The sequence below is a fragment of the Mycobacterium cajalii genome (assembly GCF_045809005.2).
Classification (GTDB): Bacteria; Actinomycetota; Actinomycetes; order Mycobacteriales; family Mycobacteriaceae; genus Mycobacterium.
In genome coordinates this window covers 1,361,737-1,387,628 of sequence record NZ_CM141436.1, presented here as the reverse complement: position 1 = coordinate 1,387,628, position 25,892 = coordinate 1,361,737, and the positions used below count along the sequence as shown (strand labels likewise).

The 25,892-nt window shown below is 72.7% G+C and carries 26 protein-coding genes; 12 read left to right on the top strand and 14 right to left on the bottom strand.

Translation table 11 applies throughout. The annotated features are described in order from the left end of the window. Nucleotides 1-6: 6 nt before the first annotated feature. Nucleotides 7-867, top strand: coding sequence for a cyclodehydratase (locus tag ACJ512_RS06650; RefSeq protein ID WP_407688246.1), 861 nt, complete (start codon nucleotides 7-9; stop codon nucleotides 865-867). Nucleotides 868-888: 21 nt separating this feature from the next. Here ACJ512_RS06650 and ACJ512_RS06645 read toward each other — a convergent pair whose 3' ends face one another. Further along, nucleotides 889-1,062, bottom strand: a complete 174-nt coding sequence (locus tag ACJ512_RS06645) for a hypothetical protein (protein ID WP_369740020.1) — start codon at nucleotides 1,060-1,062, stop codon at nucleotides 889-891. Nucleotides 1,063-1,200: 138 nt separating this feature from the next. On the opposite strand from ACJ512_RS06645, the gene ACJ512_RS06640 reads away from it, so the two are divergent. Continuing rightward, nucleotides 1,201-2,544, top strand: coding sequence for a macrolide-binding ATPase MABP-1 (locus ACJ512_RS06640; RefSeq protein ID WP_407688247.1), 1,344 nt, complete (start codon nucleotides 1,201-1,203; stop codon nucleotides 2,542-2,544). On the opposite strand, the gene ACJ512_RS06635 is transcribed toward ACJ512_RS06640, so the two are convergent. From ACJ512_RS06635 to ACJ512_RS06625, 3 genes are all read right to left on the bottom strand, one after another. Next, nucleotides 2,541-2,813, bottom strand: coding sequence for a WhiB family transcriptional regulator (locus ACJ512_RS06635; protein WP_407688248.1), 273 nt, complete (start codon nucleotides 2,811-2,813; stop codon nucleotides 2,541-2,543). The two genes, ACJ512_RS06640 and ACJ512_RS06635, sit on opposite strands and share 4 nt — an antisense overlap. Before the next feature lie 123 nt (nucleotides 2,814-2,936). Beyond that, complete coding sequence (locus ACJ512_RS06630; RefSeq protein WP_461480003.1) at nucleotides 2,937-3,059, bottom strand: hypothetical protein; 123 nt, start codon at nucleotides 3,057-3,059, stop codon at nucleotides 2,937-2,939. A gap of 89 nt (nucleotides 3,060-3,148) precedes the next feature. Beyond that, a complete protein-coding gene (locus ACJ512_RS06625; RefSeq protein WP_407688249.1) occupies nucleotides 3,149-5,248 on the bottom strand; it encodes an ATP-dependent DNA helicase UvrD2 in 2,100 nt (699 codons plus the stop codon). A gap of 106 nt (nucleotides 5,249-5,354) precedes the next feature. Between ACJ512_RS06625 and mrx1 the strand changes: the two genes are divergently transcribed. The 3 genes from mrx1 (at nucleotide 5,355) to ACJ512_RS06610 (ending at nucleotide 6,003) form a co-directional block, all read left to right on the top strand. Beyond that, the gene (gene mrx1 / locus ACJ512_RS06620) at nucleotides 5,355-5,609 is read left to right on the top strand and encodes a mycoredoxin Mrx1 (protein WP_407688250.1); all 255 of its coding nucleotides are present in this window, start codon (nucleotides 5,355-5,357) and stop codon (nucleotides 5,607-5,609) included. A gap of 61 nt (nucleotides 5,610-5,670) precedes the next feature. Continuing rightward, nucleotides 5,671-5,814: a hypothetical protein gene (locus tag ACJ512_RS06615; protein ID WP_407688251.1), complete on the top strand. Its 144-nt coding sequence runs from the start codon at nucleotides 5,671-5,673 to the stop codon at nucleotides 5,812-5,814. Between the two features lie 48 nt (nucleotides 5,815-5,862). After that, nucleotides 5,863-6,003: a hypothetical protein gene (locus ACJ512_RS06610; RefSeq protein ID WP_407688252.1), complete on the top strand. Its 141-nt coding sequence runs from the start codon at nucleotides 5,863-5,865 to the stop codon at nucleotides 6,001-6,003. A gap of 8 nt (nucleotides 6,004-6,011) precedes the next feature. On the opposite strand, the gene nudC is transcribed toward ACJ512_RS06610, so the two are convergent. From nudC to ACJ512_RS06590, 4 genes are all read right to left on the bottom strand, one after another. Further along, on the bottom strand, nucleotides 6,012-6,941 hold the full coding sequence (gene nudC, locus ACJ512_RS06605; protein WP_407688253.1) for an NAD(+) diphosphatase: 930 nt from the start codon (nucleotides 6,939-6,941) through the stop codon (nucleotides 6,012-6,014). Beyond that, entirely contained in the window at nucleotides 6,941-8,011 is a 1,071-nt protein-coding gene (locus tag ACJ512_RS06600) for a potassium channel family protein (protein ID WP_407688254.1), read from the bottom strand. The genes nudC and ACJ512_RS06600 overlap by 1 nt, the downstream gene beginning before the upstream one ends. 87 nt (nucleotides 8,012-8,098) lie before the next feature. Then, nucleotides 8,099-11,404 (bottom strand): ATP-dependent helicase, encoded by a 3,306-nt coding sequence (locus ACJ512_RS06595; protein ID WP_461480002.1) that lies wholly within the window; start codon nucleotides 11,402-11,404, stop codon nucleotides 8,099-8,101. Beyond that, nucleotides 11,401-14,550, bottom strand: coding sequence for an ATP-dependent helicase (locus ACJ512_RS06590; protein ID WP_407689017.1), 3,150 nt, complete (start codon nucleotides 14,548-14,550; stop codon nucleotides 11,401-11,403). Before ACJ512_RS06590 ends, ACJ512_RS06595 begins: the two co-directional genes overlap by 4 nt. A gap of 111 nt (nucleotides 14,551-14,661) precedes the next feature. Between ACJ512_RS06590 and ACJ512_RS06585 the strand changes: the two genes are divergently transcribed. The 3 genes from ACJ512_RS06585 to ACJ512_RS06575 are packed head-to-tail and all read left to right on the top strand — an operon-like array spanning nucleotide 14,662 to nucleotide 15,997. Then, nucleotides 14,662-14,874 carry a hypothetical protein gene (locus tag ACJ512_RS06585; protein WP_407689016.1) on the top strand — a complete coding sequence of 71 codons (213 nt, stop codon included), beginning with the start codon at nucleotides 14,662-14,664 and terminating at the stop codon, nucleotides 14,872-14,874. 23 nt (nucleotides 14,875-14,897) lie between these two features. After that, on the top strand, nucleotides 14,898-15,683 hold the full coding sequence (locus ACJ512_RS06580; RefSeq protein ID WP_407689015.1) for an alpha/beta fold hydrolase: 786 nt from the start codon (nucleotides 14,898-14,900) through the stop codon (nucleotides 15,681-15,683). Nucleotides 15,684-15,685: 2 nt separating this feature from the next. After that, nucleotides 15,686-15,997: an MGMT family protein gene (locus ACJ512_RS06575; RefSeq protein ID WP_407689014.1), complete on the top strand. Its 312-nt coding sequence runs from the start codon at nucleotides 15,686-15,688 to the stop codon at nucleotides 15,995-15,997. On the opposite strand, the gene ACJ512_RS06570 is transcribed toward ACJ512_RS06575, so the two are convergent. The 3 genes from ACJ512_RS06570 to ACJ512_RS06560 form a co-directional block, all read right to left on the bottom strand. After that, nucleotides 15,994-16,851 carry a TIGR02569 family protein gene (locus ACJ512_RS06570; protein ID WP_407689013.1) on the bottom strand — a complete coding sequence of 286 codons (858 nt, stop codon included), beginning with the start codon at nucleotides 16,849-16,851 and terminating at the stop codon, nucleotides 15,994-15,996. The genes ACJ512_RS06575 and ACJ512_RS06570 overlap by 4 nt on opposite strands. 37 nt (nucleotides 16,852-16,888) lie before the next feature. Beyond that, nucleotides 16,889-18,055: an adenylyltransferase/sulfurtransferase MoeZ gene (gene moeZ, locus ACJ512_RS06565; RefSeq protein WP_407689012.1), complete on the bottom strand. Its 1,167-nt coding sequence runs from the start codon at nucleotides 18,053-18,055 to the stop codon at nucleotides 16,889-16,891. A 73-nt stretch (nucleotides 18,056-18,128) separates the two neighbouring features. Then, on the bottom strand, nucleotides 18,129-19,163 hold the full coding sequence (locus tag ACJ512_RS06560; RefSeq protein ID WP_407689011.1) for a DUF3152 domain-containing protein: 1,035 nt from the start codon (nucleotides 19,161-19,163) through the stop codon (nucleotides 18,129-18,131). 194 nt (nucleotides 19,164-19,357) lie between these two features. On the opposite strand from ACJ512_RS06560, the gene ACJ512_RS06555 reads away from it, so the two are divergent. Further along, a complete protein-coding gene (locus ACJ512_RS06555) occupies nucleotides 19,358-20,041 on the top strand; it encodes a TetR/AcrR family transcriptional regulator (RefSeq protein WP_407689010.1) in 684 nt (227 codons plus the stop codon). Here the strand turns inward: ACJ512_RS06555 and ACJ512_RS06550 are convergent. Further along, a complete protein-coding gene (locus ACJ512_RS06550; RefSeq protein ID WP_407689009.1) occupies nucleotides 20,028-20,303 on the bottom strand; it encodes a DUF3107 domain-containing protein in 276 nt (91 codons plus the stop codon). The genes ACJ512_RS06555 and ACJ512_RS06550 overlap by 14 nt on opposite strands. Before the next feature lie 201 nt (nucleotides 20,304-20,504). On the opposite strand from ACJ512_RS06550, the gene ACJ512_RS06545 reads away from it, so the two are divergent. Continuing rightward, on the top strand, nucleotides 20,505-21,233 hold the full coding sequence (locus tag ACJ512_RS06545; protein WP_407689008.1) for an MmpS family transport accessory protein: 729 nt from the start codon (nucleotides 20,505-20,507) through the stop codon (nucleotides 21,231-21,233). A gap of 9 nt (nucleotides 21,234-21,242) precedes the next feature. Here ACJ512_RS06545 and ACJ512_RS06540 read toward each other — a convergent pair whose 3' ends face one another. Next, nucleotides 21,243-21,947 (bottom strand): ferritin-like fold-containing protein, encoded by a 705-nt coding sequence (locus ACJ512_RS06540; protein WP_407689007.1) that lies wholly within the window; start codon nucleotides 21,945-21,947, stop codon nucleotides 21,243-21,245. A gap of 267 nt (nucleotides 21,948-22,214) precedes the next feature. On the opposite strand from ACJ512_RS06540, the gene ACJ512_RS06535 reads away from it, so the two are divergent. Then, entirely contained in the window at nucleotides 22,215-23,747 is a 1,533-nt protein-coding gene (locus tag ACJ512_RS06535) for a DEAD/DEAH box helicase (RefSeq protein ID WP_461480001.1), read from the top strand. Between the two features lie 16 nt (nucleotides 23,748-23,763). Beyond that, complete coding sequence (locus ACJ512_RS06530) at nucleotides 23,764-24,978, top strand: Rv3212 family protein (RefSeq protein WP_407689738.1); 1,215 nt, start codon at nucleotides 23,764-23,766, stop codon at nucleotides 24,976-24,978. A gap of 20 nt (nucleotides 24,979-24,998) precedes the next feature. On the opposite strand, the gene ACJ512_RS06525 is transcribed toward ACJ512_RS06530, so the two are convergent. Beyond that, nucleotides 24,999-25,799, bottom strand: coding sequence for a ParA family protein (locus ACJ512_RS06525; RefSeq protein WP_407689739.1), 801 nt, complete (start codon nucleotides 25,797-25,799; stop codon nucleotides 24,999-25,001). Nucleotides 25,800-25,892 lie beyond the last annotated feature (93 nt).

Genomic DNA, 25,892 nt, shown 5'->3' with positions numbered 1-25,892 from the left:
CGACTCATGTCCCCGGTGCTGGCTTCCGCCCGTTACGCGCTGGACCCGGCGATGCCGGTGTTGCTGCGGCCCGATGGCGCGGTCCAGGTGGGCTGGGATCCCCGCCGCGCCGTCCTGATCCAGCCGCCGGCCGGGCTGGCCGCCACCGACCTGGCCGCGCTGCTGCTCTCCATGCGATCACCGACGCCGCTGCCCGAGCTGCAGCGCCAGGCCCTCGACCGCGGGCTGGACGATCCCGACGGGCTGACCGGCCTGGTGGCGCAACTCGTCGGCGCCGGCGTCGCCACCGAATGCCGGCGCGCCGACGGCCGGACGGCGACGATCCGGGTGCACGGCCGGGGGCCCCTGTCGGACCTGCTCGTGGAGTCGCTGCGCTGCTCCGGAGCCCGGATCGCGCACAGCAGCCAGCCGCACGCGGCGATGTCGGGCGCCGCCGTGGATCTGGTCGTGCTGTCGGACTACCTGGTCGCCGACCCGCGCATGGTGCGCGAGCTGCACAAGCGCAAAGTGCCGCACCTGCCGGTGCGCGTGCGCGACGGCATCGGGCTGGTCGGGCCGCTGGTCATCCCCGGGGTGACCAGCTGCCTGGGCTGCGCGGACCTGCACCGCCGCGACCGTGACGCGGCGTGGCCGGCGATCGCCGCGCAGTTGCGCGACGCCGTCGGGGTCGCCGACCGCGCGACCCTGCTGGCCACGGCGGCGCTGGCGCTCAGCCAGGTGAACCGCGTGATCGCCGCGGTCCGCGGACAGCAGGCGGCACCCGATCCCGGCCCGCCGCAGGCGCTGAACGCCACGCTGGAATTCGATCTCGCCGCCGGCGCCCTGGTGGCGCGCCAGTGGAGCAGGCATCCGCTGTGCTCCTGCTGACGCGGCCGTGGGTCGGCACGGCTACCCCAGTCGCCCCTGCTCCGGCACGTTCGTCGCCACCGAGGCGTACGCCCTGGCGAGCTCGTCCAGCGCCGCCGAGGTCAAGGTTCCTTCTTTGCGGTTCTTGTCCAGCGCTTCGATGATCGCCCTGAACAGGGCCTCGGCGGCGTCGTGCTGCGCCTGCTTTGCTGCCATGACTTTCCCGGTCCACCCTTCGGATGCGCGTGTCGCCCAGTCGCGGGACCGCGGCCGGCACAGCACAACCTACGGCCCGGCGCCGGCGGCCCGGCGCCGGGTTGTTGCGAGATCAACACCCCCGCGGGGCTGACCGTCGTGGATGATAGGTGTGTGGCAGACATCAAACGCGGCCGTGCTGCGCGCAACGCGAAGCTGGCCAGCATCCCGGTCGGCTTCGCCGGCCGGGCAGCGCTCGGCTTCGGCAAGCGCCTGACCGGCAAGTCCAAGGACGAGGTCCAGGCCGAGCTGATGGAGAAGGCCGCCAACCAGCTGTTCACCGTGCTGGGCGAGCTCAAGGGCGGCGCGATGAAAGTGGGCCAGGCCCTCTCGGTGATGGAAGCCGCGATCCCCGAGGAGTACGGCGAGCCCTACCGCGAAGCCCTGACCAAGCTGCAGAAGGACGCCCCGCCGCTGCCCGCCAACAAGGTGCACCGGGTGCTCGACGCCCAGCTGGGCACCAAGTGGCGGGACCGGTTCAGTTCGTTCAACGACAAGCCGGTGGCCTCGGCCAGCATCGGCCAGGTGCACAAGGCGGTGTGGTCGGACGGCCGCGAGGTGGCCGTCAAGATCCAGTACCCCGGCGCCGACGAGGCGCTGCGCGCCGACCTCAAGACCATGCAGCGCATGGTCGGCGTCGTCAAACAGCTCGCCCCCGGCGCCGACGTGCAGGGTGTCGTCGACGAACTGATCGAGCGCACCGAGATGGAACTCGACTACCGGCTCGAGGCCGACAACCAGCGCGCCTTCGCCAAGGCCTACCAGGGGCACTCGCGGTTCGCGGTACCGCACGTGGTGGCCAGCGCCCCCAAGGTGGTGGTGCAGGAGTGGATCGAGGGCCTGCCGATGGCGGAGATCATCCGCCACGGCACCCCCGAGCAGCGCGACCTGATCGGCACCCGGCTGCTGGAGCTCACCTTCGACGCGCCGCGCCGGCTGGGCATGCTGCACGGGGACGCCCATCCGGGCAACTTCATGTTGTTGCCCGACAACCGGATGGGCGTCATCGACTTCGGGGCCGTCGCGCCGCTGCCCGGCGGCTATCCCATCGAGCTCGGGATGACGATCCGGCTGGCGCGCGAGAAGAACTACGACCTGCTGCTGCCGACGATGGAGAAGGTCGGCTTCATCCAGAAGGGCCAGCAGGTCTCGGTGCGCGACATCGACGAGATGCTGCGCCAGTACGTCGAGCCCGTGCAGGTCGACGTCTTCCACTACACCCGCAAGTGGCTGCAGAAGATGACCTACAGGCAGATCGACCGGTCGGTGTCGCAGATCAAGACGGCCCGGCAGATGGACTTGCCGCCCAAGCTCGCGATCCCGATGCGCGTGATCGCGTCGGTGTCGGCGATCCTGTGCCAGTTGGATGCCCATGTGCCGATCAAGGCGCTCTCGGAGGAACTGATCCCCGGCTTCGCCGAGCCCGACACCGCCGTCGTCTAGGCGGCGGCCTCATCCTTGCGGGGACGCCCGCGCGGACGTTTGCAGCTCACGACCGCGCCGCGGTCCAGGATCTCGCCGCCCCACACACCCCAGGGTTCGGCCCGTTCCAGGGCCGCGGCCAGGCACTCGCGGCGCAGCGGGCAACTCCCGCACAGGGCCTTGGCGCGCTCGAGGTCGGCGGCGGTCTCGGCGAACCAGAGGTCGGGATCGCCGGCGTGACACGGCAGGGATTGTCTGCGGGGCCGTCTGGGGACCGTCGCTGCCGACATGTCCGTTCACCTGCTTTCTGGTCGGGGTGCTGGTGATCCGGGCCAGAGTGCGGACAGTCGAGAAAACTGTGGCCACGGATCCTGGTGACTTCGGGTCCGTGGCCTCGAGGGGATGGGGTCTGGTTAGGGAGAACCCCGGTGCACGGACGCGCGAGTCGCGGCGGCGGCGGCGCGGTGCTTGGCTTGCTTGCCCCGGGCCGCCGGCGCGGCGGCGTGGGCGGCATGCGGGGTACGCATGATCAGCATCGCGGCCGCCCTCCTCTCGTCGTGCCTGATAGAGGGTAAACGGCCGCCGGCGCCGACCGCAATCGATTTTCTACCTGCGGGTCCGGCCGTCAGCGGCCGCGCACCATGTCCAGCACGTCGGGTCCGTACTGTTCGAGCTTGCGCGCGCCGATGCCGGGGATCGCGATCAGGGCCGCCTCGTCCGCCGGCCGCAGCTCGGCGATCGCGATCAGCGTGTTGTCGGTGAAGACGACGTAGGCGGGCACGTTCTGTTCCTTGGCGGTGTCCAGCCGCCAGGCCTTGAGCCGCAGCAACAGGTCCTCGTCGACGTCGGCGGCGCAGGTCTCGCAGCGCGAGAGCATCACGGCCGCCGGGGTGGTCAGGTTGTCGTTGCAGATCCGGCAGCGGGTCGGCGCCGACTTGGCGCGCCGCGACTTGACCGGCGCGGCGTCGGCGCGGGCCTGCGGCGCGATGCCGTTGAGGAACCGCGACGGCTTGCGGCCCTGACGCCCGCCCGCGCTGCGCGCCAGCGCCCAGCTGAGCGCCAGATGCACCCGCGCCCTGGTGATGCCGACGTACAGCAGCCGGCGCTCCTCCTCGACGGCCTCGCTGTCGGGCCCGTGCGCCAACGCGTGCGAGATCGGCAGCGTGCCGTCGGCCAGGCCGACCAGGAACACCGCGTCCCACTCGAGGCCCTTGGCGGCGTGCAGCGAGGCCAGCGTGACCCCCTGGACCGGCGGCGGGTGCCGCGCGTCGGCGCGGGTCCGGAGCTCGGCGAGCAGGGCCGGAAGCGTCAGCTGCGGGCGCTGCGCCACTTCGTCGTCCACCAGCGCGGCGAGCGCGTTCAGCGCGTCCCACCGGTCCCGCGCCTTGCTGCCGGCCGGCGGTTCGGCGCTCAGGCCCAACGGTTCCAGGACGCCGCGCACCACCTCGGGCAGGGGGCCCTCGGGGCCGCGTTCGGCCACGCGCTGCAACGCCAGCAGCGACTGCTTGACCTCCTGGCGGTTGAAGAACCCCTCGCCGCCGCGGACCTGGTAGGCGATGCCCGCGTCGGTCAGCGCCTCCTCGTAGACCTCGGACTGCGCGTTGACCCGGTACAGCACGGCGATCTCGCCGGGGGCGGTGCCGGACTCGATCAGCCGGGCGATGGACGCCGCGACCGCCGTGGCCTCGGCGGGCTCGTCGGGATGCTCGCGGAACGATGGGGCCGGGCCGGGTGCGCGCTGACCGATCAGCTGCAGCTTGCTGCCGGCCACCCGGCCGCGGGCCGCGGCGATCACCCGGTTGGCCAGCGACACCACCTGCGGGGTCGAACGGTAGTCACGCTCCAGGCGCACCACCGTGGCGTCGGGAAAGCGCCGCGAGAAGTCGAGGAGGAAGCGGGGCGAGGCCCCGGTGAACGAGTAGATGGTCTGGTTGGCGTCGCCGACCACGGTCAGGTCGTCCCGGTCGCCCAACCAGGCCGACAGCACCCGCTGCTGCAGTGGGGTGACGTCCTGGTACTCGTCGACGACGAAGCAGCGGTAGCGGTCGCGGAACTCCTCGGCCACGGCCGCGTCGTTCTCGATCGCCGCCGCGGTGTGCAGCAGCAGGTCGTCGAAATCGAGCAGCGTCACCGCTTCGTCGCCGACCTTGAGCGCCTCGTAGGCGGAGTAGACGGCCGCCACCTGCGCGGCGTCCAGGGGGATGTCCCGGCCCGCGGCGGCCACCGCGCTTGGGTACTCCTCGGGTCCGATCAGCGACGCCTTGGCCCACTCGATCTCACCGGCCAGGTCGCGCACGTCGTCGGTGCCGGCATTGAGCCGGGCGCGACCGGCCGCCCGCGCCACCACGGCGAACTTGCTGTCCAGCAACTGCCACCGGGTGTCGCCGACCACCCGGGGCCAGAAGTACCGCAGCTGACGGTGCGCGGCGGCGTGAAACGTCAGGGCCTGCACCGCGCCGACACCCGCGCCGGTGCGCGCGACGGCGTCCAGCGCCCGCAGCCGGGACCGCATCTCCCCCGCCGCCCGCTGGGTGAACGTCACCGCGAGCACCTGCCCGGCGGCGACATGGCCGCCGGCGACGAGTTGGGCGATCCGGTGCGTGATGGTGCGCGTCTTGCCCGTCCCGGCGCCGGCGAGCACGCAGACCGGTCCCCGTGGGGCCAGCACCGCGTCGCGCTGCTCGTCGTCCAGCCCGGCGGTCAGGGAATCGGCGACCATCGGCATGGCGTCCATCTTGGCAGCGGCCGCCGACAAACGCGGCCTTCGGCGTGTCGCGCCGCCGCCGGGACCGCCGGGCTGCATCGGACCGCCCCGCGCTACCTTGGCTGTCATGACGAATGCTGCCGTCACCGTTTACACGACGTCCTGGTGTGGCTACTGCCACCGGCTCATGACGGTGCTCAAGTCCAACGGGATCGCCTACGAGGCCGTCGACATCGAGGCGGACCCGACGGCCGCGGAGTTCGTCAGCTCGGTCAACGGCGGCAACCGGACGGTCCCGACGGTGAAGTTCGCCGACGGCTCGACGCTGACCAACCCGAGCGCCGCCGAGGTGAAGGCGAAGCTGGCCGAAGTCGCCGGCTGAGCGGCCCCGACCCGCATTTTGGTGCCCGGCCCGGCACCGCAGCGGGAAGGAGTACCGCGCGGTGGCCTACGGTGGCACGACCGACGATCTGAGGCCGGGCGGCATCGCCCCGATCAACAACGTCAGCCAGGCCGTCGCCGTGTACCGCGACGCGCGCGCGGCCCTGACCAAGCTGGTATCCAGGCGGCACGAGTGCGCCGCATGACACGATCCCGCCTACGACTTCGCCCTGGCACGGCCGGATTCCTCGACCGTGGAACTCACCTCCGCGGGCTGGAGCCACCTGTACCGCACCAAGGCCGCGGTGCTGGTCTCCGTCGGCGTGCTGGGCATCGAACCGACCGAGCACATCGCCGACACCGTGCTGCACGCCATCACCGAGCGCATCCACTAACCCCCGCGTCAGTCGAGCGCGGCCCACGATTCGATGATGGTCCGCGCGATCGAGATCGACCCGGGCAGCAGCAGCTTCGAGCCCGACGCGCTGCTCCAGTCGCCGGCCTCCAGCGCGGCGCGCACCTCGTCGCGGGTGAACCACGCCGCCTCGACGATCTCGCCGTCGTTGAACGAGAACTGCTCGGACGGGTCGCCCACGGCATGGAACCCGACCATCAGCGAACGCGGGAAGGGCCAGGGCTGGCTGCCGAGGTAGCGCACGTCGCGGACGGTCAGGCCGATCTCCTCGCGGATCTCCCGGGCGACGCACACCTCGAACGATTCGCCGGCTTCCACGAACCCCGCCAGCAGCGAGAACATCCGTTCCGGCCAGGTGCCCTGGCGGGCCAGCACCGCGCGGTCCCCGCCGTCGTGGATCAGACAGATCACGGCCGGGTCGATACGCGGGAACTCCTCGTGACCGGTGACGGGGTCGATGCGCGACCAGCCCGCCCGCGCCGGTTTCGTCGGGGACCCGTCCACCGAGCTGAACCGCGCCCGGTCGTGCCAGTTCAGCAGCGCGATCGCCGACGACACCAGTTGGCTGCTGGTGTCGTCGAAGATCGGGCCGAGGCTGCGCAGGTTGAGCACCTCGACGTCCACGCCGGGCTCCTCCGGCGCCTGCAGCGCGCCCCGGATCGCCCAGACGTGGCGGCCGCCATCGATGCGGCCCAAAAACACCGCGTCCGGCGGTGGCTCGTCGGCGAGGGTCGCCGCGGCGCCGAGCACCACCCGGCCGTCGGCGACCAGCACCTGATTGCGCGAGTCCACCCGCAACAACGCCGCGTCGGCCCATCCGGCGGCGGCCGCGTCGACGTCGGTGCGCAGCTGGTCGGCGCGGTCGGCACCGACGCGCGAGAGCAACGGAATCTCCCGCAGCTGAAAGTCGGCCCCCACTACTGCCCCGCGCTGCGGACGTAGAGCAGCCTGTCATTCGCCTCGATGGCGTCCGCTTCCGGCGCGCCGATGCGCAGCAGCTGGCCGTCGCGCACCACGCCGAGCACGAGGTCGCGCAGATGGCGCGGCGAACCGCCGATCTCGTTCTGCTCCACCTCGCGCTCGGCGATCGCCAACCCGACGTCCGGGGTCAGCAGGTCCTCGATCATGTGGACCACGCTGGGCGTGGTCGTGGCGAGGCCGAGCAGCCGGCCGGCCGTCTCCGACGAGACCACCACCGAGTCCGCTCCCGATTGCTGCAACAGGTGCTGGTTCTCGGCCTCCCGGATCGCGGCGACGATCTTGGCCTTGGGGGCGAGTTCGCGTGCCGTCAACGTCGCCAGGACGGCGGTGTCGTCGCGGCCCGTCGCGACGATGATCGACGACGCGTGCTGCACGCCGGCCAACCGCAACACGTCGGACTTGGTGCCGTCGCCGTGCACGGTGACCAGGTCGGCGGCCGCGGCGTGCTCGAGCGCCGTGCGATCGATGTCGACGACGACGATGTCGCCCTGGGCGGCCTCGTCGCTGACCTTGGCGGCGACCGCCGCCTTGCCCTTGGTGCCGTAGCCGATCACGACGGTGTGGTTGCGCACTTTGTTCCTCCAACGCTGAATCTTCCACGCCTGCCGGGACCGCTCGGAGAGCACCTCCAGCGTCGTGCCGACCAGCACGGCCAGGAACGCGATCCGCAGCGGCGTGAAGATCACGGTGTGCATCAGACGCGCGTACTCGGTGACCGGGGTGATGTCGCCGTATCCGGTCGTCGACAGCGACACCGCCGCGAAGTAGAGCGAGTCGACGAACGTCAGTTCCCGGTCCCGCACGTCGCGGTAGCCGCCACGTTCGAAATAGACGATGGCGGCGGCGGCGAACAACACCACCAGGGCGATGGCCACCCGGCGCGTGATGACGCGCGCGGGGCTGGCGGGGTCTTCGGGGATGCGCACGACGCCGACCAGTTGGTGACCGGGTTGGGAGGTCAGCCGTTGCTTGAGACCGCTCAGTTGCCGCGACTTACCGTTGCCCACGGCGGTCCATCATCGGCTCAGGCCCGGCGCACGAGACACGCACGCGAACAAATGTAACCACCTTTGCCCGCCGCCGGGGACTTGGCATCACCCGGCGACGCGGCGGCCCTCCGCGGGGTCGGCCAGCAACGCGGCCAGCTGGTCCGGCTCGAGCAACTCCTCGGGAGCGACGGTGACGCCGGTGCGCACGTAATAGAAGGCGGCGCGCACCGAGGACTCCGGGATCCCGGTCAGCGCGGCCCACGCCAGGCGGTACACCGCCAGCTGGACGGCGGCCTGGCGCATCGCCTCCTGCCCGCGCGGGGGCTCACCGGTCTTCCAGTCCACGACGGTGGCCCCGCCGTCGGGGTCGGCGAAGACCGCGTCGATGCGGCCGCGCACCACGGTGTCGGCGATCGGCATCTCGAAGGGCACCTCCACGGCCACCGGTGTGCGGCTCGCCCACCGTGAACCCGCGAACGCCTCCTGCAAGGCGGCCAACTCCTGGCTGTGGCCGACGCCGGAGTCGGCCGCGCCCGGCAGGTCACCCAGATCGAACAGCCACTCGGCGCCGTAGTACTGCTGCACCCACGCGTGGAAGGCGTTGCCCAGCAGGACATGCGGGTCCGGGCGAGTCGGCAGCCGATGCGCCAGGCGCTGCGCGGCGCCCTCGGGGTCGCGGGCCAGGTCCACCAATCCGCTGACCGACAACTGGCTGGGCAGCGCGGGGACCGTTCGTCGCGCCGCCCGCGCCCGCTCGGCCAGCAGCGCATCGACGTCGGCGGCCCAGCCTTCGGCGTCGATGCCGTCCCGGGGCTCCTCGCCCGACATGGCGCGCATCACCAGCGACGCGCCGCGCTCGACATCCCCGCGGCGCCCGGCCAACGGATCGGCAGGCCATACCGCCTCGACGACGTTGTCGCGCAAGGGGTTTCGCTCACCGTCGGCCGGGGCGGGCGCCCAGTGCTCCACCACTCCGCAGGGTTCGCCGGCGGCGGCGCAACGGTCGATGACGTCCTTGAGCTCGCACAGGAACTCCGAGGGCCCGCGCGGTTTGACCCCGGTGCCCGCCCAGTGGTGACCGGACACCAGCAGGGTGTCCTCGGTGCGGGTGATCGCCACGTACAGCAGGCGCCGCTCCTCGTCGATGCGCCGCTGTTCGAGCTGGCGGCGGTGATCGGAGATCTTGTCGGACAGTTGTTTTCGGTTGGTGACGGCCGAGGTGTCCAGCACCGGGATGCCCAGGGCGCCCGCCGCGGCGCGGTCGCCGCGCAACAACGGCGGCAGCTCGGCGGCGTCGGTGAGCCAGGTGCTCCGCGACGCGGTCGACGGGAACGTTCCACCGGACAGGTGCGCCACCGCCACCACCTGCCACTCCAGGCCCTTGGCGGCGTGCACCGTGAGCACCTGAACGCGGCCGCGCGCCACCGCCGGCGGCGCGGGCGCCAGACCGTTCTCGACCGCCTCGGCCACGTCCAGGTAGGCCAGCAGCCCCGCGGCCGACGCCGCCACCGGGGCGGCCGCCGCGTCCGCCGCGTTCGCGCGTTCGGCGTAGCCGGCCACCACGTCGGCGAACGCGTCGAGGTGTTCGGCCCCGGTCCAGCCCGACGACACCTTGGCCCGGACCTCGCAGTCGACCCCCAGCACGCGGCGCACCTCGGCGACCAGCTCGGGCAGCGGATGGCCCAGGCGGGCGCGCAGGGCGCCGAGCTCGGCGGCCAGCGCGGTGATGCGCTCATATCCCGCGACGGAATACGAGCCGGCCGGGCCGGGGTCGCTGATGGCGTCGGCCAGGCAGGCGGTGTCGGCGTCGGGACCGGCCGCCATCGCGATCGCCGCGGGCGACGGCGCGTCACCCGGGCGCGTCCCGCCCCCGCCGAGGGCCAGCGCGCGCTGCCACAGCGCCGCGATGTCGCGGCCGCCGAGGCGCCACCGCGGACCGGTCAGCACCCGCATCGCCGCCGGGCCCGCCGTGGGGTCGGCGACCAGCCGCAGCATGGCCACCACGTCGGCGACCTCGGGCACCGACAACAACCCGGCCAGCCCCACCACCTCGACGGGGACCCCGCGCGCCCGCAGCGCCTCGGCGATCGGGGCGGCATCGGCGTTGCGGCGCACCAGGACCGCGGCGGTCGGCGGACCGACGCCCTCGGCGCGGGCTCGCCGGTAGTGCGCGGACAGGTGGTCGGCGATCCACTCACGTTCGGCGCGCACGTCGGGAAGCAACGCGCAGCGCACCGTGCCGGGCGGGGCGTCCGGACGCGGGCGCAGCGCGTGCACCGCGACCGAACGCCGCCGCGCCTCCGCCGATATCGCGTTGGCCACCTGCAGCGCCCGCGGCGGGTTGCGCCAACTGGTCCGCAACTCCAGCACGGGCGCCGGGCTGCCATCGGGCCGGGGGAAGTCGGTGGTGAACCGCGGCAGGTTGGTCGCCGAGGCGCCGCGCCAGCCGTAGATCGACTGGATCGGGTCGCCGACCGCCGTCAGGGCCAGACCGTCGTCGACCCCGCCGCCGAACAGGGCCGACAGGGCGATGCGCTGCGCGTGACCGGTGTCCTGGTACTCGTCGAGCAGCACCACCCGGTAGCGGCTCCGCAATTCCTGCCCGACTTGCGGGCACGTCGCCGCCAGCCGCGCCGCGGCGGCCATCTGACCGCCGAAGTCCAGCACCTTCGCCGCACGCATCCGCTCGCCCAGCGCGTCCAGCAGCGGCACCAGCTCGGCCCGCTGGGTCTGGGTCGCCAGCAGCCGCAGCAGCCACTGGCTGGGGCCGCGCTCGCGCTGGTAGGGGCCCGCCGGCAGCGTGTGCACCAGCCGTTCGAGCTCCACGTGGGTGTCGCGCAGCTGGCCGGTGTCCACCAGGTGCTCGGCGAGCTGGCCCCACAGCCGCAGCACCATCGAGGTGACCGCGGCCGGCGTCTTGTCGGTGTGCAACTCCCCGCGGTATTCGGTGACCACGTCGAAAGCCAGCTGCCACAACTCGGTCTCGCCGAGCAGCCGGGTGTCGGGCTCGACGGGCAACAACAACCCGTAGTCGCGCAGCAGCGAGCCGGCGAACGCGTGGTAGGTGCTCACCACCGGCGCGCCGGCCGGGTCGGCGGCCGCGGCGCCGGCGGGGCCGGGCAGGCCCGGAGCGGCACCGGCCAGCCGGGCCAGCCGGGTCCGGACCCGGCGCAGCAGCTGACCGGCGGCCTTGCGGGTGAACGTCAGTCCCAGCACCTGCCCGGGGTCGGCGTAGCCGTTGGCGACGAGCCACACCACCCGCGCGGCCATCGTCTCGGTCTTGCCCGCACCGGCCCCGGCGATGACCACCAGGGGGCCCGGCGGGGCGGCGATGACCGCGGCCTGTTCGTCGGTGGGCGGGAAAAGACCGAGCGCACTGGACAATTCGGCGGGGCTGTAGCGGGGGTTCACGCTGTGGGTTCCTCACGGTGGGCGGGGCAGCAGGGCCGGATCGGGCAGTGGGCGCAGCCGTCGTTGCGGCGGGCGGTGAACTGCGGTCCGGCCGTCGCCGCGGCCGCCCGCCGCAGCACGGCGCGCCATTCCTCGCGGGCGGCCGGGGTCAGCGGGTCCTGCTCGCGTTCGGTGGCACCCGCGGTCCCGGCCTTGCCGAGGTAGACGAGCCGCGCGCCGCCCGGCTCGTCGCCCGCGGGGATCAGGCCCTCGGCCACCGCGAGCTGATACATCGCCAGCTGGGCGTGTTGTTGGGCGTCGTCCTTGCTGACCGGTGTCTTGCCGGTCTTGACGTCGACGACCACCAGCCGCCCGGCCGCGTCGCGCTCCAGCCGGTCGACGCGACCGCGCAGCCGGACCGTTGCACCGCCGTCGTCGTCGGCGCCGAGCGCTCCGTGGACCTCGACCTCGACACCGACCTCGGTCAGCTCCCCGCGGGTGCGCGCCCGCCACTCCACGAAGGCCTCGATCATGGCGCGGTGGCGGGCCAGCTCGTTGGCCGAATGCCACGGGGCCTCGACGGGCAGCTGCTGCCAGGCCCGTTCCAGCTCGGCGAGCAGATGCGATTCGGTGCCCCCCGGTTCGGCGACGAGCGCGTGCAGCACCGAGCCGATGGTGGACCGCAGCTCGCGCGGGTTGGTTCCGCCGTGCCGCTCGGCCAGCCAGCGCAGCGGGCAGTCGGTGAGCGTCTGCAACGTCGACGGCGTCAGCGTGACGACCTCGTCGCCGCCCCGCAGCGGCTCGCTGGTGCTGACCGGGTTCAGCCCGTGCCAGGTGGCCGGGTCCGCGCCGGGCACGCCGGCTTCGGCCAGCCTGGCCAGCTGCGAGGCCGCACACCGGCGCGCGCCGTCGTCCACGGCGCCGTCGGGCGCGCACACGACCCCGCGCAGCCGGCCGACCAGCGCCGCCGCGGAGAGCACCCGGGGCGCCGACACAGGCTGCGCCGCCACGGTTGCGGGGGCGTCATCGGCCCACTGCGCGATCTCGGAGAAGAACGCCGAGGGCAGCGCGGCCGCACCGGCCGGCCCGCCCGTGTCGCTGTCGACGGCCGTCACCAGCAGGCGGCGCCGCGCCCGGCCCATCGCGGCGACCAGCAGCCGCCGTTCCTCGGCGAGCAGCGGCGCCCGCACCGACGCGTCCGCGCCGACGTCGTCGAGCACGTCGAGCAGCCGCTGGGTGCCCAGCACCCCGCCGCGGGGAACCGTGTTGGGCCACAACCCCTCCTGCAGACCGGCGATGACGACCAGATCCCACTCGTGTCCCAGCGCGGCGTGTGCGCTGAGCACCCGGACCTGCTGTGCGCCCGCCGCCGGCTCGAGGCTGACGCCCGGCAGTTGCAGCGCCGCGACGTGCTCGACGAGTCCGCGCAGCGACGCACCCGAGGTGCGGGCCACGTAGTCGTCCGTGATGTCGAACAGGGCGGTCACCGACTCGAGGTCCCTGCTCGCCTGGGCGCCGCCGGGCCCGCCCCGCTCGGCGGCCGCCAGCCAGCGCCGTTGCAGGCCCGACCGGTTCCAGGCGGCCCACAGGGTGTAGCGCGGATCCTGTCCGTCCCGGTGGCAGCGTGCGGCCGCGTCCAGCACCGCACGCACCCGGCGCAGCGCGCGGGACTGCCCGCCCGGCACCGGCCCGTCGCCCGAGAGCACCTCCACCAGCAGGTCGCCGAAGCTCCCCGGCGCACGGTCGGGACCGCCGGAGCGGGCGCGTTGCAGCGTCCGGCGCAGCTGCCGCAGCGAGACCGGGTCGACGCGGCCGATGGGCCCGGTCAGCAGGTCGAGCGCCCGCTCACCGTCGAGACCTTCGGCGGTGGCCTGCAGCACCGTGAGCAGCGCCCGCGCCGCGGGCTCGGCGAAGAGCGGACCGCCCGCGGCGGGCCGCGCGACCGGCACCCCGGCGGCGGCCAGCGCGTGCTGCAGCCGCGGGCCGAGCCGCGGCACCGACCGGACGACGACCGCCATCTGCGACCACGGAACCCCGTCCACGAGGTGCGCACGCCGCAGCGCGTCGGCGATCATGGCCGCCTCCGCGTGCGCCGAGGCGGCCAGGCGCACCACGACCGACCCCGCGTCCGGCCCGTCACCGGTGCCCTCGATCCGCCGGCCGCCGGTGCCACCCGGCAGGCGGCGCGCGACACCGCTGACCGCACGCGCCACCGCCGGCGCGCACCGGTGCGAGACCGCCAACGCCACCACCGGCGAATCGTCGGCGAGCAACCCGGCGGGTTCGCCACCCCGGAAGCCGAACACCGCCTGGTTGGGGTCACCGGCGACCAGCGCCAGCTCGCAGCCCGCCGCCAGCGCCCGCACCAACCGGACCGCCTGCCGGTCGAGTTGCTGGGCGTCGTCGACCAGCAGGATGCGGACCCGGGCGCGTTCGGCCGCCAGCAACTCGGGGTCGACGGCGAAGGCCTCCAGGGCGGCGCCGACGAGTTCGGCCGCACCCAGGGCCGGCGTCGTCGCCTCCGGCGCCGCCGTCCCGACCGCCGCGCGCAGCAGCATCACCTGCTCGTACTGGCGCGCGAACCGACCCGCGGCGCTCCACTCCGGGCGCCGGCACCGCCGGCCCAGCCGTTCCAGTCGGAGGGGATCGACCCCGCGTTCGGCGCAACGCGCCAGCAGGTTGCGCAGTTCGGTGGCGAAGCCGGCGGTGCTCAGCGCGGGCCGCAGCTGGTCCGGCCACGCGGAGGCGCTGCGCGGCCCGTCCGCCAGGTCCCCGGCCAGCAGTTCGCGGATGATGGCGTCCTGTTCGGCGCTGGTGACCAGCCGCGGGGGCGCGTCACCGGCGCGCTCGGCGGCGCGCCGCAGCACCGAGTAGGCGTAGCTGTGCACCGTGCGCACCAGCGGCTCGCGAACCGCGGCCCGGCACGCGCCGGCGCTGCGCGACCGCAGCAGCGCCGTCGTCAGCGCGCTGCGCGCACCCGTCCCGATCCGACCCGAACCGGTAAGCAGCAGAACCGATTCCGGCTCGGCACCGGCGCCGATGCGGGCGATCGCCGCGTCGGCCAGCAGGCTGCTCTTGCCGGTGCCGGGACCGCCGACGATCCGGAACAGGCCGCGCGCCCCCGGCGCGAGGACCGCACGCGCCTCGGCATCCCAGGTGTACGACATGGCTGCATGCAACCACGAGGGTCCGACAGCTTTGGCAGCGCAGATTTGGCCGGCCCCGGCCGACCCCTAAACTCGATCGAGGCAGTCCGACGCGAGGTGAGGAGGTATCCGATGGTGAACGACGTCGAGGGCCTCGTTCCCGACGACGAGGTTCCCGAAGCAGACGCACAGGAACAGCGCCAGCTGGTCGATGCCGACGACGAGGCGGGCCTGGACACCGCGTATCTGAGCGCCGACGCCACGGACCGCGACGCCAACGACGCCGACGTGCTCGACCAGGCCTTCGCCGTCCCCGCCGACGACGACTGGGACGACATCGGGTAAGCCGCACCTGGCACGATCGACGGGTGAGCGCAGACCTACACGTGCACCGCTACGGTCCGTCGGGCCCGGTGCGGCTGCTGGCGATCCACGGGCTGACCGGCCACGGGCAGCGCTGGCAGCACCTGGCCGGCTACCTGCCCGAGATCGCCGTCGCCGCGCCCGATGTCATCGGACACGGCAGGTCGTCGTGGGCGGCGCCGTGGAGCATCGACGCCAACGTCGCCGCGTTGGGGGCGCTGCTCGACGATCAGGCCGACGCGCCGGTGCTGGTGGTCGGCCACTCGTTCGGCGGCGCGCTGGCGATGCACCTGGCCGCGGCCCGGCCGGACCGGGTGGCCGCGCTGCTGCTGCTCGATCCGGCGGTCGGGCTGGACGGCGGCTGGATGGCCGAGATCGCCGACGCGATGCTGGCATCCCCCGACTACGCCGACCCCACGGAGGCCCGCGGGGAGAAGGCGACGGGCGTGTGGGTGGACGTGGACCCCGCGCTGCTCGACGCCGAGATCGACGAGCACCTGATCGAGCTGCCGAACGGCCGGTACGGCTGGCGGATCAGCCTGCCGGCGATGATGTCGTACTGGAGCGAACTCGCGCGCGAGGTCGTGCCACCGCCGCCGGGAACGGCGACGACGCTGGTGCGGGCCAAGCAGACCTCGCCGCCCTACGTCGGCGAGCGGCTCGTCGCGGGGCTGCGGAACCGGCTGGGCGCGGACTTCCGGCTGCTGGACTTCGACTGCAACCACATGGTGCCCTACGCCAGGCCCGCCGAGGTCGCGGCGTTGGCCCGCGGGCTGCTGGGCGGTCGCTGACCATGGCACCGGTCACTGACGAGCAGGTCGAACGGGTGCGATCCCTGGTCGCGGCCATCCCCTCCGGGCGGGTCGCCACCTACGGCGAGATCGCCGCCGTGACCGGGCTTTCCAGCCCGCGCATCGTCGGCTGGATCATGCGGACCGACTCCTCGGACCTGCCGTGGCACCGGGTGATCACCGCGACCGGCCGTCCGGCGCCCCACGTGCGGACCCGCCAGCTGGAGCTGTTGCGGGCCGAAGGGGTGCTCGCGGTCGACGGCAGGGTCGTGCTGGGCGACGACGTGCGGTACGAATTCCCGAGCGGTGCCTAGAGCACCAGCCGGACCAGCGCCGCGGTGCGGGCCAGACCCGGAAAGGCGTCGGCGGTCGAGCGCGGGTGCAGCGCATGGACCGCGAGCCGGAACATCAACGCGCGCAACAACATCTGCGGCCACTCCGGCAGCGCGTTCCAGCGTTCGATGAGCCCGTCGTCGGCGTCTCCCCAGGACAGGGCGTCGACGACGACCACGCCCGCCGCCCACGACGCGGGCCGCCAGTAGGGCGTGATGTCGGTGATCCCCGGCGCCGCCGTGCCCACGAAGAGCACCGTCCCGTAGAGATCCCCGTGCACCAGCTGGTTGGGGCTTCGGGTCGGCCGGCGCAGGGTGGCGAGCTGGTTGATCAGCTCGACCGAGCGCTGGCCGTCCGCCGTCGGCGGGGATGTCCGCGCGCCCGGGGGCATCGACTGCAACGGCCGCTCCTCCCACGCCGCGCGGTCGGCGGCGATGAAGACGTCGACGTCCGCCCAGGGCGCCGCTGTGGGCCCCTGCGTCAGGAAGCGCGGGCGCTCCAACTTGCCGGTGGCCTCGTGCAGGCGCACCGCCGTCGACACCACCTCGTCGTGCCGGGGCTCGGGGGTGCCGGCGACGAACGTGTCCGCCCGCCAGCCCGAGACCACGTACCGTCCGTCGGTCGAACGCACCGGCCGGGCCAGCCGCACGCCGTCGACGAACAGCGTCTCGCGCACCCGCGCCGACCATGCGGCGCGGGCGTGGTCGGCGACCATCGACAACACGACCTCGCCGCACCGCCAGCCGCCTTCCCAGCCGGCCCCCAGGGCCGCGGGCTTCACACCGGTCAAACCGAAAGCCGACAGCACATGGTCGGGCGGTGGTTCGACGCTCACACCGGTCAGCCTAATGGAGCAGTTTGCGGCTACCGGGTCAGTACAACACCATGTCGGGCTGCATCTGCTGCGCCCACGCCACGATCCCGCCCTGCAGGTGCACCGCATCGGCGAATCCCGCCCGCTTCAGCGCGGCCAGCGCCTGCGCCGAGCGCGCCCCCGTCTTGCAGTACAGCACCGGCCTGCGGTCCGGGGGCAGCAGCGCCAGGCCCGCACCGGAGTCGATCGCGGACTGCGGGATCAGCCGGGCCCCGTCGATGTGCACGATCTCCCACTCCGCGGGCTCGCGCACGTCGATCAGGGCGAGCGCGGCGCCCGAGTCCAGCAGCTCGCGCAACTCCCGGGGGGTGATCGAGGAACCGGCGGCCTCCTCGGGCACCACCCCGCAGAACTGCTCGTAGTCGACCAGTTCGGTGATCTTGGGAACCGACGGGTCCTTGCGGACCGCGATCGTGCGGTAGGTCATCTCCAACGCGTCGTAGACAAGCAGCCGGCCGAGCAGCGGTTGGCCGATCCCGGTGATCAGCTTGATCGCCTCGGTCCCCATCACCGAGGCGACGGAGGCGCACAGGATGCCCAGCACGCCGCCCTCGGCGCACGACGGCACCAGCCCGGGCGGCGGCGGCTCGGGGTACAGGTCGCGATAGTTCAGGCCGCCCCCGCCCGGGGCATCGTCCCAGAACACCGAGACCTGGCCCTGGAACCGGTAGATCGATCCCCAGACGTAGGGTTTGCCGGCCAGCACCGCCGCGTCGTTGACCAGGTAGCGGGTGGCGAAGTTGTCGGTGCCGTCGACGATCAGGTCGTACTGCGCGAACAGTTCGACGGCGTTGCCGGCCTCGAGCCGCAACTCGTGCAGGCGGACCTCGACCAGGGGGTTGAGGGCGGCGATGGAGTCGCGCGCCGACCGCGCCTTGGACCGTCCGACGTCTGCGACCCCGTGGATGATCTGACGCTGCAGGTTGGACTCGTCGACGACGTCGAAGTCGACGATGCCGATCGTGCCGACACCCGCCGCGGCCAGGTACAGCAACGTCGGCGACCCGAGGCCGCCGGCGCCGACCACCAGCACGCGCGCGTTCTTGAGCCGTTTCTGGCCGTCCACGCCGAGGTCGGGAATGACCAGGTGGCGGCTGTAGCGGGCCACCTCGTCGCGGCTCAGCTCAGCCGCCGGCTCCACGAGCGGCGGCAACGACGTCGACACCGAACATCTCCTCCGACGGGGTCCCCCGGAAAGGTCCCGATGACCCGAGGCTACTCAGCGGATCGGCGCGGATCTAAGCGATGGGGTACGGCCAGGGGTTGAACTTGCAGGTCTTGCCGTCCGCCTTGACGAAATCGGGGTCGAACGGGGCGGCATCGTCGTCCGACGTGGAAAACGTCTGCTGCATCATGATCGGGGCCAGACCACCCTGCTGGTCGCACGCCTGGTGTCGCTCGTAGCCGATGGCGTGGCCGACCTCGTGGTTGATCACATACTGGCGATAGGAGCCGATGTCCCCCTCGAACGGAACCGCTCCGCGCACCCAGCGCGCCTCGTTGACGAACACCCGGGACTGCCGGTCCGGCCCGAACGCCGGGTTGTAGCACGACGTCTCCAGCGGGAACTCGTAGCCACATCCCTCACGCACCGTCACCGGCGACACCAGCGAGATCCGGAAGTCGGGGTTGACCCCGCTGGTTGCGTCCACCCGGATGAACGCGAACTTGGGGTCGTGCGTCCAGCCCTTGGGGTTGGCCAGCGTCTGGTCGACCATCTGCGCGAACGCGTCGTCGCCGCCGAACATCGTCGGGTCCAGGCCGTTTTCCACCTCGACGGTGTATCGGAACACCTTGGCCGTGCCGCGGCCGATCTGCGGCGTGGTGCCCGGTACGACGCGGTAGGTGTTGTCACCCGCCTCGGTGAACGGGCCGCCGGCCGGCAGCGTCCCGGCCGGCAGGTTGGCGTCGAACGCGGCCAGCCCGCGCGGCGGTGCGTCCAGGATCACGGTGCCCACCGTGCCGATGGCCGGCGATTCCTGGAAGGGCTGGCTGGCCGCCGGCCGCGGCGCGGCCGTGCCGGTCACCGTCTGGTAGATCACCAACGCGGTCAGCACCACCAGCACCGGCAGCGCGTAGGCGCGCCAGCCGTATGTCGACACGAACTTCCCCAGCCAGGTTTGCTTGCGCCAGCGGCGCGCCCGGTCGCGGTCGGTCCGGGGCCGCCCGGCGGCCCGGTCGATCGGGTCGCGCAGGGCCCGCAGCGGCTCACGCCAATCGTCGCGCAGCACCGGAATCCGTTCGGTGCTGCTTACGGGCCGCTCGGACGTCATTTTCCCAGGATGGCACAGGTGGCACCGGCGGTGCTCCCGGCGCGCCCGAACGCCCGGCGCGACACCCCTGCTGCCAGCACCTACGACGACGGCGGCCCCCGGGACCCCGCAGGTAGTAATGTCTGTTGCCACGAGCAGGGCGTGGCCGGGCCGGCGGTCCGACGCCGGCTACAAACCAATCAGATGGGCACTCGATGAGCGATCTCACCAGGGCGGCGCGGCGCGCCGTCAAGACGGGTGACCGCGCTCGGCCGGGAGACGGCGCGGCACCCGCGAGTCGCCGTGGCAACCGGTTGCCACGTGACGAGCGGCGGGGCCAGCTGCTGATCGTCGCCAGCGACGTCTTCGTCGACCGCGGCTTCCACGCGGCCGGCATGGACGAGATCGCGGAGCGGGCCGGGGTGAGCAAACCGGTTCTCTACCAACATTTCTCGAGCAAGCTCGAGCTCTATCTGGCGGTGCTGAACCGGCACGTCGACAAGCTCGTCTCCGGCGTGCAGCAGGCGCTGCGGACCACCACCGACAACCGCGGGCGGCTGCACGCGGCGGTGCAGGCGTTCTTCGACTTCATCGAGCACGACAGCCAGGGCTACCGGCTGATCTTCGAGAACGACTACGTGACCGAGCCCGAGGTCGCCGCGCAGGTGCGCGTCGCCACCGAATCCTGCACCGACGCGGTGTTCGCGCTGATCAGCGCCGACTCCGGGCTCGACCCCCACCGCGCCCGGATGATCGCGGTGGGACTCGTCGGCATCAGTGTGGACTGCGCCAGGTACTGGTTGGACAATGACCGCCCCATCTCCAAGGCCGACGCCGTCGACGGCACCGTGCAGTTCGCCTGGGGCGGGTTGTCCCACGTGCCGCTCACTCGTTCTTAGCGGCCTTCCCGGCGGCCCGCGCGGCCGCGGCTTCCGCACCGATGCCGAACCCGACCCGACGGGCGTCGGCGGCACCGATCTCGACGTAGGCGATCTTGGCGGTGTGGATCAGGAACCGACGGCCCTTCTCGTCGCTCAGGGCGAGCAGCCCCGAGCCTTCGCGCAGCGCGGCGGCGACGAGTTCTTCCACCTCTTCGGGGGTCTGCCCGCTGGGGAAGACCAGCTCGCGCGGACTGTCCGTGATCCCGATCTTGACCTCCACCGTGGCCCCTTCCTCAGGTCGTGCCGTCAGGTCGTGCTGTCGCTGACGCGTCAGCCTGCAGGCTAGTGGACACCCCGGATACGCCCCACACGCCGGGTGGATAACCCGGGTGGACAACGCCGAATAACGATTGGCTTGCAACTGGTCATCCGGCAGCGCGCGCCCCCAAACCACTGCTTTCACGTCTATAACATCGGCAACATGGGTAACACGCTGCACGACCTTCATGATCTTGACGAAGACGAGGTCCAGGATTACCCCGACGACGAGAGCCACGAGACCCTCGCGGAGGACTACGGCCAGCTGGTCTGGCCCGGCGACAGCCGCTGGCGGCCGCTCACCGCGGTCCTCGGCGCCGTGGTGGCCCTCGGCGCCATCGCGACCGCGGTGATCATCAACAGCGGCGACAGCGCGTCGACCAAGGCGACCGTGGGGGCGCCGGCACCCCGGCCGATGACCTCCCTGCCCGCCCCGCCGCGGAACACCGTTCCGCCGAGCCAGTCGACGCAGCCCCGCCTGCCGCCGGAGACGTTCACCACCGTGCCGCCCGCCGCGAAACCCCCGTCGGCGGCGCCGGTCCCCACGCCGACGGCGACACCCACCGCGGCACCGCCCCCGCTGGCACCCCTCCCGCCGGCCCCGCCGTCCGCCGCGCTGAACCCCCGCACCGTCGTCTACAGCGTGACCGGCACCAAGGGGCTGCTGGACCTGGTCAACATCATCTACACCGACGCCCGCGGCTTCCCGCAGACCGAGTTCAACGCGGCCCTGCCGTGGTCGAAGATGATCGTGCTCAATCCGGGAGTGCAGACCGAGTCGGTGATCGCGACCAGCCTCTCCGGCCGGCTCAACTGCTCGATCGTCAACGCCGAGGGCCAACCGGTGGTGTCGTCGACCACCACCTCGATCATGGCGACGTGCACCCGCTGAGCGGGGCGCTCAGCCCAGCCCGAGCTCGTGCATGCGCCGGTCGTGGGTCTGCTGCAGGCGGTCGAAGAACGCGTTGAGCTGACCCAGCCCGCCGGCCCCTGACAACACCAGGTCGACCAGCTCATCGTGGTCGGCCAGCACGTACTGCGTCTGGGTGATCGCCTCGCCGAACAGCCGGCGCGCCCACAGCGCCAACCGGCTGCGCTGCTTGCTGCTCGCGGTCACCGCGGTGCGCACCTCGGCCACGACGAACTGCGAGTGCCCGGTCTCCGCCAGGGCCGCCCGCACGACGCCGGCCACCTCGTCGGGCAGTCCGTCGGCGATCTCGAGGTACAGGTCGGCGGCCAGCGCGTCGCCGATATAGGTCTTCACCAACGCCTCCAGCCAGGTGCTGGGCATGGTCAGCCGGTGGTAGTTCTCCAGCGCGGAGACGTACTTGGCCATCGCCGCCACGACGTCGACACCCCGGCGTTCCAGGGCGTCGCGCAGCAGTTCGTAGTGGCCCATCTCGGCGGCGGCCATGCTGGCCATCGAGATGCGTCCCCGCAGGTCGGGAGCCATCCGCGCCTCATCGGTCAGCCGGTAGAACGCGGCGACCTCACCGTAGGCCAGCACCGCGAACAGTTCGTCGACGCCGGGGTGATCCGCCGGAACCCGCGGCGCCGGCGAATCGTCCACCTGGTCGGCCGACGAGGCTGGAGAGGCCGAAGTCATGGCAACACTGTAGTCGGCGGGCGCGGGCGGAAACGGGCGCCGGCTGTCGAGCGGCTATCATGTCTGTAGATAGCGGCCGTCTTCGTCCGTTACGCAGAACGCCGCTATCGGCGAAATGTGCGCGCACAGCTGGCCCGCCCGGCGCAACCGGGTGAGGCCCGGCGCCTCGGCGACGTATTCGGAGTCGGAACTCGTGCGTGCGTGACCGCAACAGAGAAACACCGACACAACACCGAACAACGTCACCGAAAGGCCCGACCTCCGCGTATGACCGCACCGACAACCACAACCGAACTGCCCCCGAAAACAACATTCGCCGAGCTCGGCGTCCGCGACGAGATCGTCCGCGCGCTGGCCGAGGAGGGCATCGAACATCCCTTCGCCATCCAGGAGCTGACCCTGCCGCTGGCGATGGCCGGCGACGACGTGATCGGCCAGGCCCGCACCGGCATGGGCAAGACCTTCGGCTTCGGCGTGCCGCTGCTGCACCGCATCACGACGCGCGCCGCCGAGGCCCCGCTCACCGGGGTGCCGCGCGCCCTGATCGTGGTGCCCACCCGCGAGCTGTGCATGCAGGTCACCGAGGACCTGGCCACGGCCGCCAAGTACCTGAGCGCCGAGGACGGGCGCCGCCTGTCGGTGGTGTCCATCTACGGCGGGCGGCCCTACGAGCCGCAAATCGAGGCGCTGCGGGCCGGCGCCGACGTCGTGGTGGGAACCCCGGGCCGGCTGCTCGACCTGGCCCAGCAGGGCCACCTGCAACTCGGCGGGCTGTCCAGTCTGGTGCTCGACGAGGCCGACGAGATGCTGGACCTGGGCTTCCTGCCCGACATCGAGCGCATCCTGCGGCAGATCCCCGAGAACCGGCAGTCGATGCTGTTCTCGGCGACCATGCCGGGCCCGATCATCACGCTGGCCCGCACCTTCATGAACCAGCCCACCCACATCCGCGCGGAGGCGCCGCACTCGGCGGCCACGCACGACACCACCGAGCAGTTCGTCTACCGGGCCCACGCCCTGGACAAGGTGGAACTGGTGACCCGGGTGCTGCAGGCCGAGGGCCGCGGCGCGACGATGATCTTCACCCGCACCAAGCGCACCGCGCAGAAGGTCGCCGACGAGTTGGCCGAGCGGGGCTTCAAGGTCGGCGCCGTGCACGGCGACCTGGGCCAGATCGCCCGCGAGAAGGCGCTCAAGGCGTTCCGCACCGGCGACATCGACGTGCTCGTCGCGACCGACGTGGCCGCCCGCGGCATCGACATCGACGACGTCACGCACGTCATCAACTACCAGATCCCCGAGGACGAGCAGGCCTACGTGCACCGGATCGGCCGCACCGGCCGCGCCGGCAAGACCGGCGTCGCGGTCACCCTGGTGGACTGGGACGAGCTGCCCCGCTGGACGATGATCGACAAGGCGCTGGGCCTGGACTCCCCCGACCCGGCCGAGACCTACTCCAACTCGCCGCACCTGTACGAAGAGCTGGGCATCCCCACCGAGGCGCGCGGCAAGGTCGGGACGCCGCGCAAGTCGCCGGTCAAGCGCCGCGACGCCGCCACCGATGCGGAAACCGCGGAACGCAAGCCCGCCCGCACCCGCTCCGGCGCACGCCGGCGGCGCACGCGCGGCGGCCAGCCCGCCACCGGGCACCCCGCGGGCACGTCGGCTCCGGCCGCCGACGGCGACGGCGGCACCGACGGACCGTCCGGGTCGCCCGAGGCCAACGGCGCGCCGAAGCGCCGCCGCCGGCGCCGCAAGCCCGCCGACGGCAACGCCGTTTCCGCCACCACCTCGGACTAGAGGCCCGCGCCGCGGCATGGTCAGACCCGAGCGCCGTACCAGGGGCGACATGCTGGCCGCCGCGGCGATCGCGGTCGTCGTCGCCGTCGCCGCGTCCCTGATCTGGTGGACCGGCGACGCCCGCGCCACCATCAGCAGGCCCGCCGCCGGCCCGGCCCCCAACCCGAAGCCGGCCCGCGACGTCCCGGCCGCGCTGAACCAGCTCTGGACGGCCGCCAGCCCCGAAACCGTGGCCCCGGTGGTGGTCGGCGGCACGGTCGTCACCGGCGCCGGCCGCCGCGTCGAGGGGCGCGACCCCGGCACCGGTCAGACACGCTGGAGCTATTCCCGCGACGCCGACCTGTGCGGGGTGTCCTGGATCTACCGCTACGCCGTCGCGGTGTACCGGGACGACCGCGGCTGCGGGCAGGTCAGCACCGTGGACGGGTCGACCGGCCGGCGCGGACCCGCCCGCAGCGGTTACGCCGACCCCCACGTGCGGTTGTCCTCCGACGGCACGACAGTGCTGTCGGCCGGCGACACCCATCTCGAGCTCTGGCGCTCGGACATGGTCCGGGTGCTGGCCTACGGTGAGACGGACGCCCGGGTGAAGCCGTCGGCACGCGGACTGCACTCCGGCTGCCGGCTGATCTCGGCCGCGGCCAGCTCGGCCGCGGTGTCGGTGCTCGAGAGCTGCACGGACCGGCCCGACCTGCGGCTCGTCCTGCTGCGGCCGGGCAAGGACGACGACGAGCCCCGCCAGCAGGTCGTGTCCGAGCCGGGCATCCGCCCCGATTCGGGGGCCCGCGTGGTGGCCGTGTGGGAGAACAACACCGCGGTGTACCTGCCGGCACCGCAGCCCAGGCTCGACGTCGTCGACGAGACGGGCACCACGGTGTCGAGCACCCTGCTGCCCAAGCCACCCTCGCGCTCGGCGGTGGCGTCGCAGGCCGGCAACCTGGTGACCTGGTGGACCGGCGACGCCCTGATGGTGTTCGAGGCCAGCACCCTGACGCTGCGCTACACGATCGCCGCGGGCGCGGCGACCGCGCCGCTGGGGCCCGCGGCGATGATGGCGGGCAAGCTGCTGGTGCCGGTCAGCAACGCGATCGGGGTCTACGACCCGGTCAGCGGCGCCAACGAGCGCTACATCCCGGTGCAGCGGTCACCGGGCAGCGGCGCGGTGGTGCCGGCGGTGTCGGGATCGCGGGTGTTCGAGCAGCGCGGCGACACCGTGGTGGCCCTGGGCTGATCCGCGCGGCCGGAGCCGGGCTACACCTCGACTGTGAACGTCGGCAGCGCCTTGCCGCTCTTCCAGTGCTTGAGCAGCGCCTTCGCCAACTCGGCATAGGCCGCCGCACCCTTGTTCCGGCGCCCGGCCATCACCGACGAACCCGAGGCGCTGGCCTCGGCGAAACGCACCGTGCGCGGGATCGGCGGGGCCAGCACCGGCAGGTCGTAGCGGTCGGCGACGTCGAGCAGCACGTCACGGGTGTGGGTGGTGCGGGCGTCGTACAGCGTCGGCAACGCACCCAGCAGGCGCAGGTCCGGGTTGGTGATCTGCTGGACGTCGGCGACCGTGCGCAAAAACTGCCCGACGCCGCGGTGGGCGAGCGTCTCGCACTGCAGCGGCACGATGACCTCGTCGGCCGCCGTGAGCCCGTTGAGCGTCAACACGCCCAGCGACGGCGGGCAGTCCACGATGACCACGTCGAACTCGTCGGAGAGTTTCGCCAGGGCCCGTTTGAGGGCGTATTCGCGTCCGGCGCGCATCAGCAGCATCGCCTCGGCGCCCGCCAGGTCGATGTTTGCCGGCAGTAGCGTCATCCCCTCGATCGTGGCCACCAGCGCGGCGCCGGGCTCGACCTCGCCGAGCAGCACCTCGTGCACCGACACCGGCAGCTTGTCGGGATCCTGGCCGAGCGAGAAGGTCAGACAGCCCTGCGGATCCAGGTCGACGAGCAGAACCCGCTGTCCCGCAGCCGCCATCGCCGCTCCCAGCGAAGCGACCGTAGTCGTCTTGGCGACACCGCCCTTCTGGTTGGCCACCGCCAATACCCGTGTCTTAGCCACAGGCACCGCCCCTTCTCGTCGACTTCGCGCTGCATCGTCCCCGCGCAGTCACAGTGCCATCCTGGCACGTCCACCGGCCCCGCGCTGCGGCCG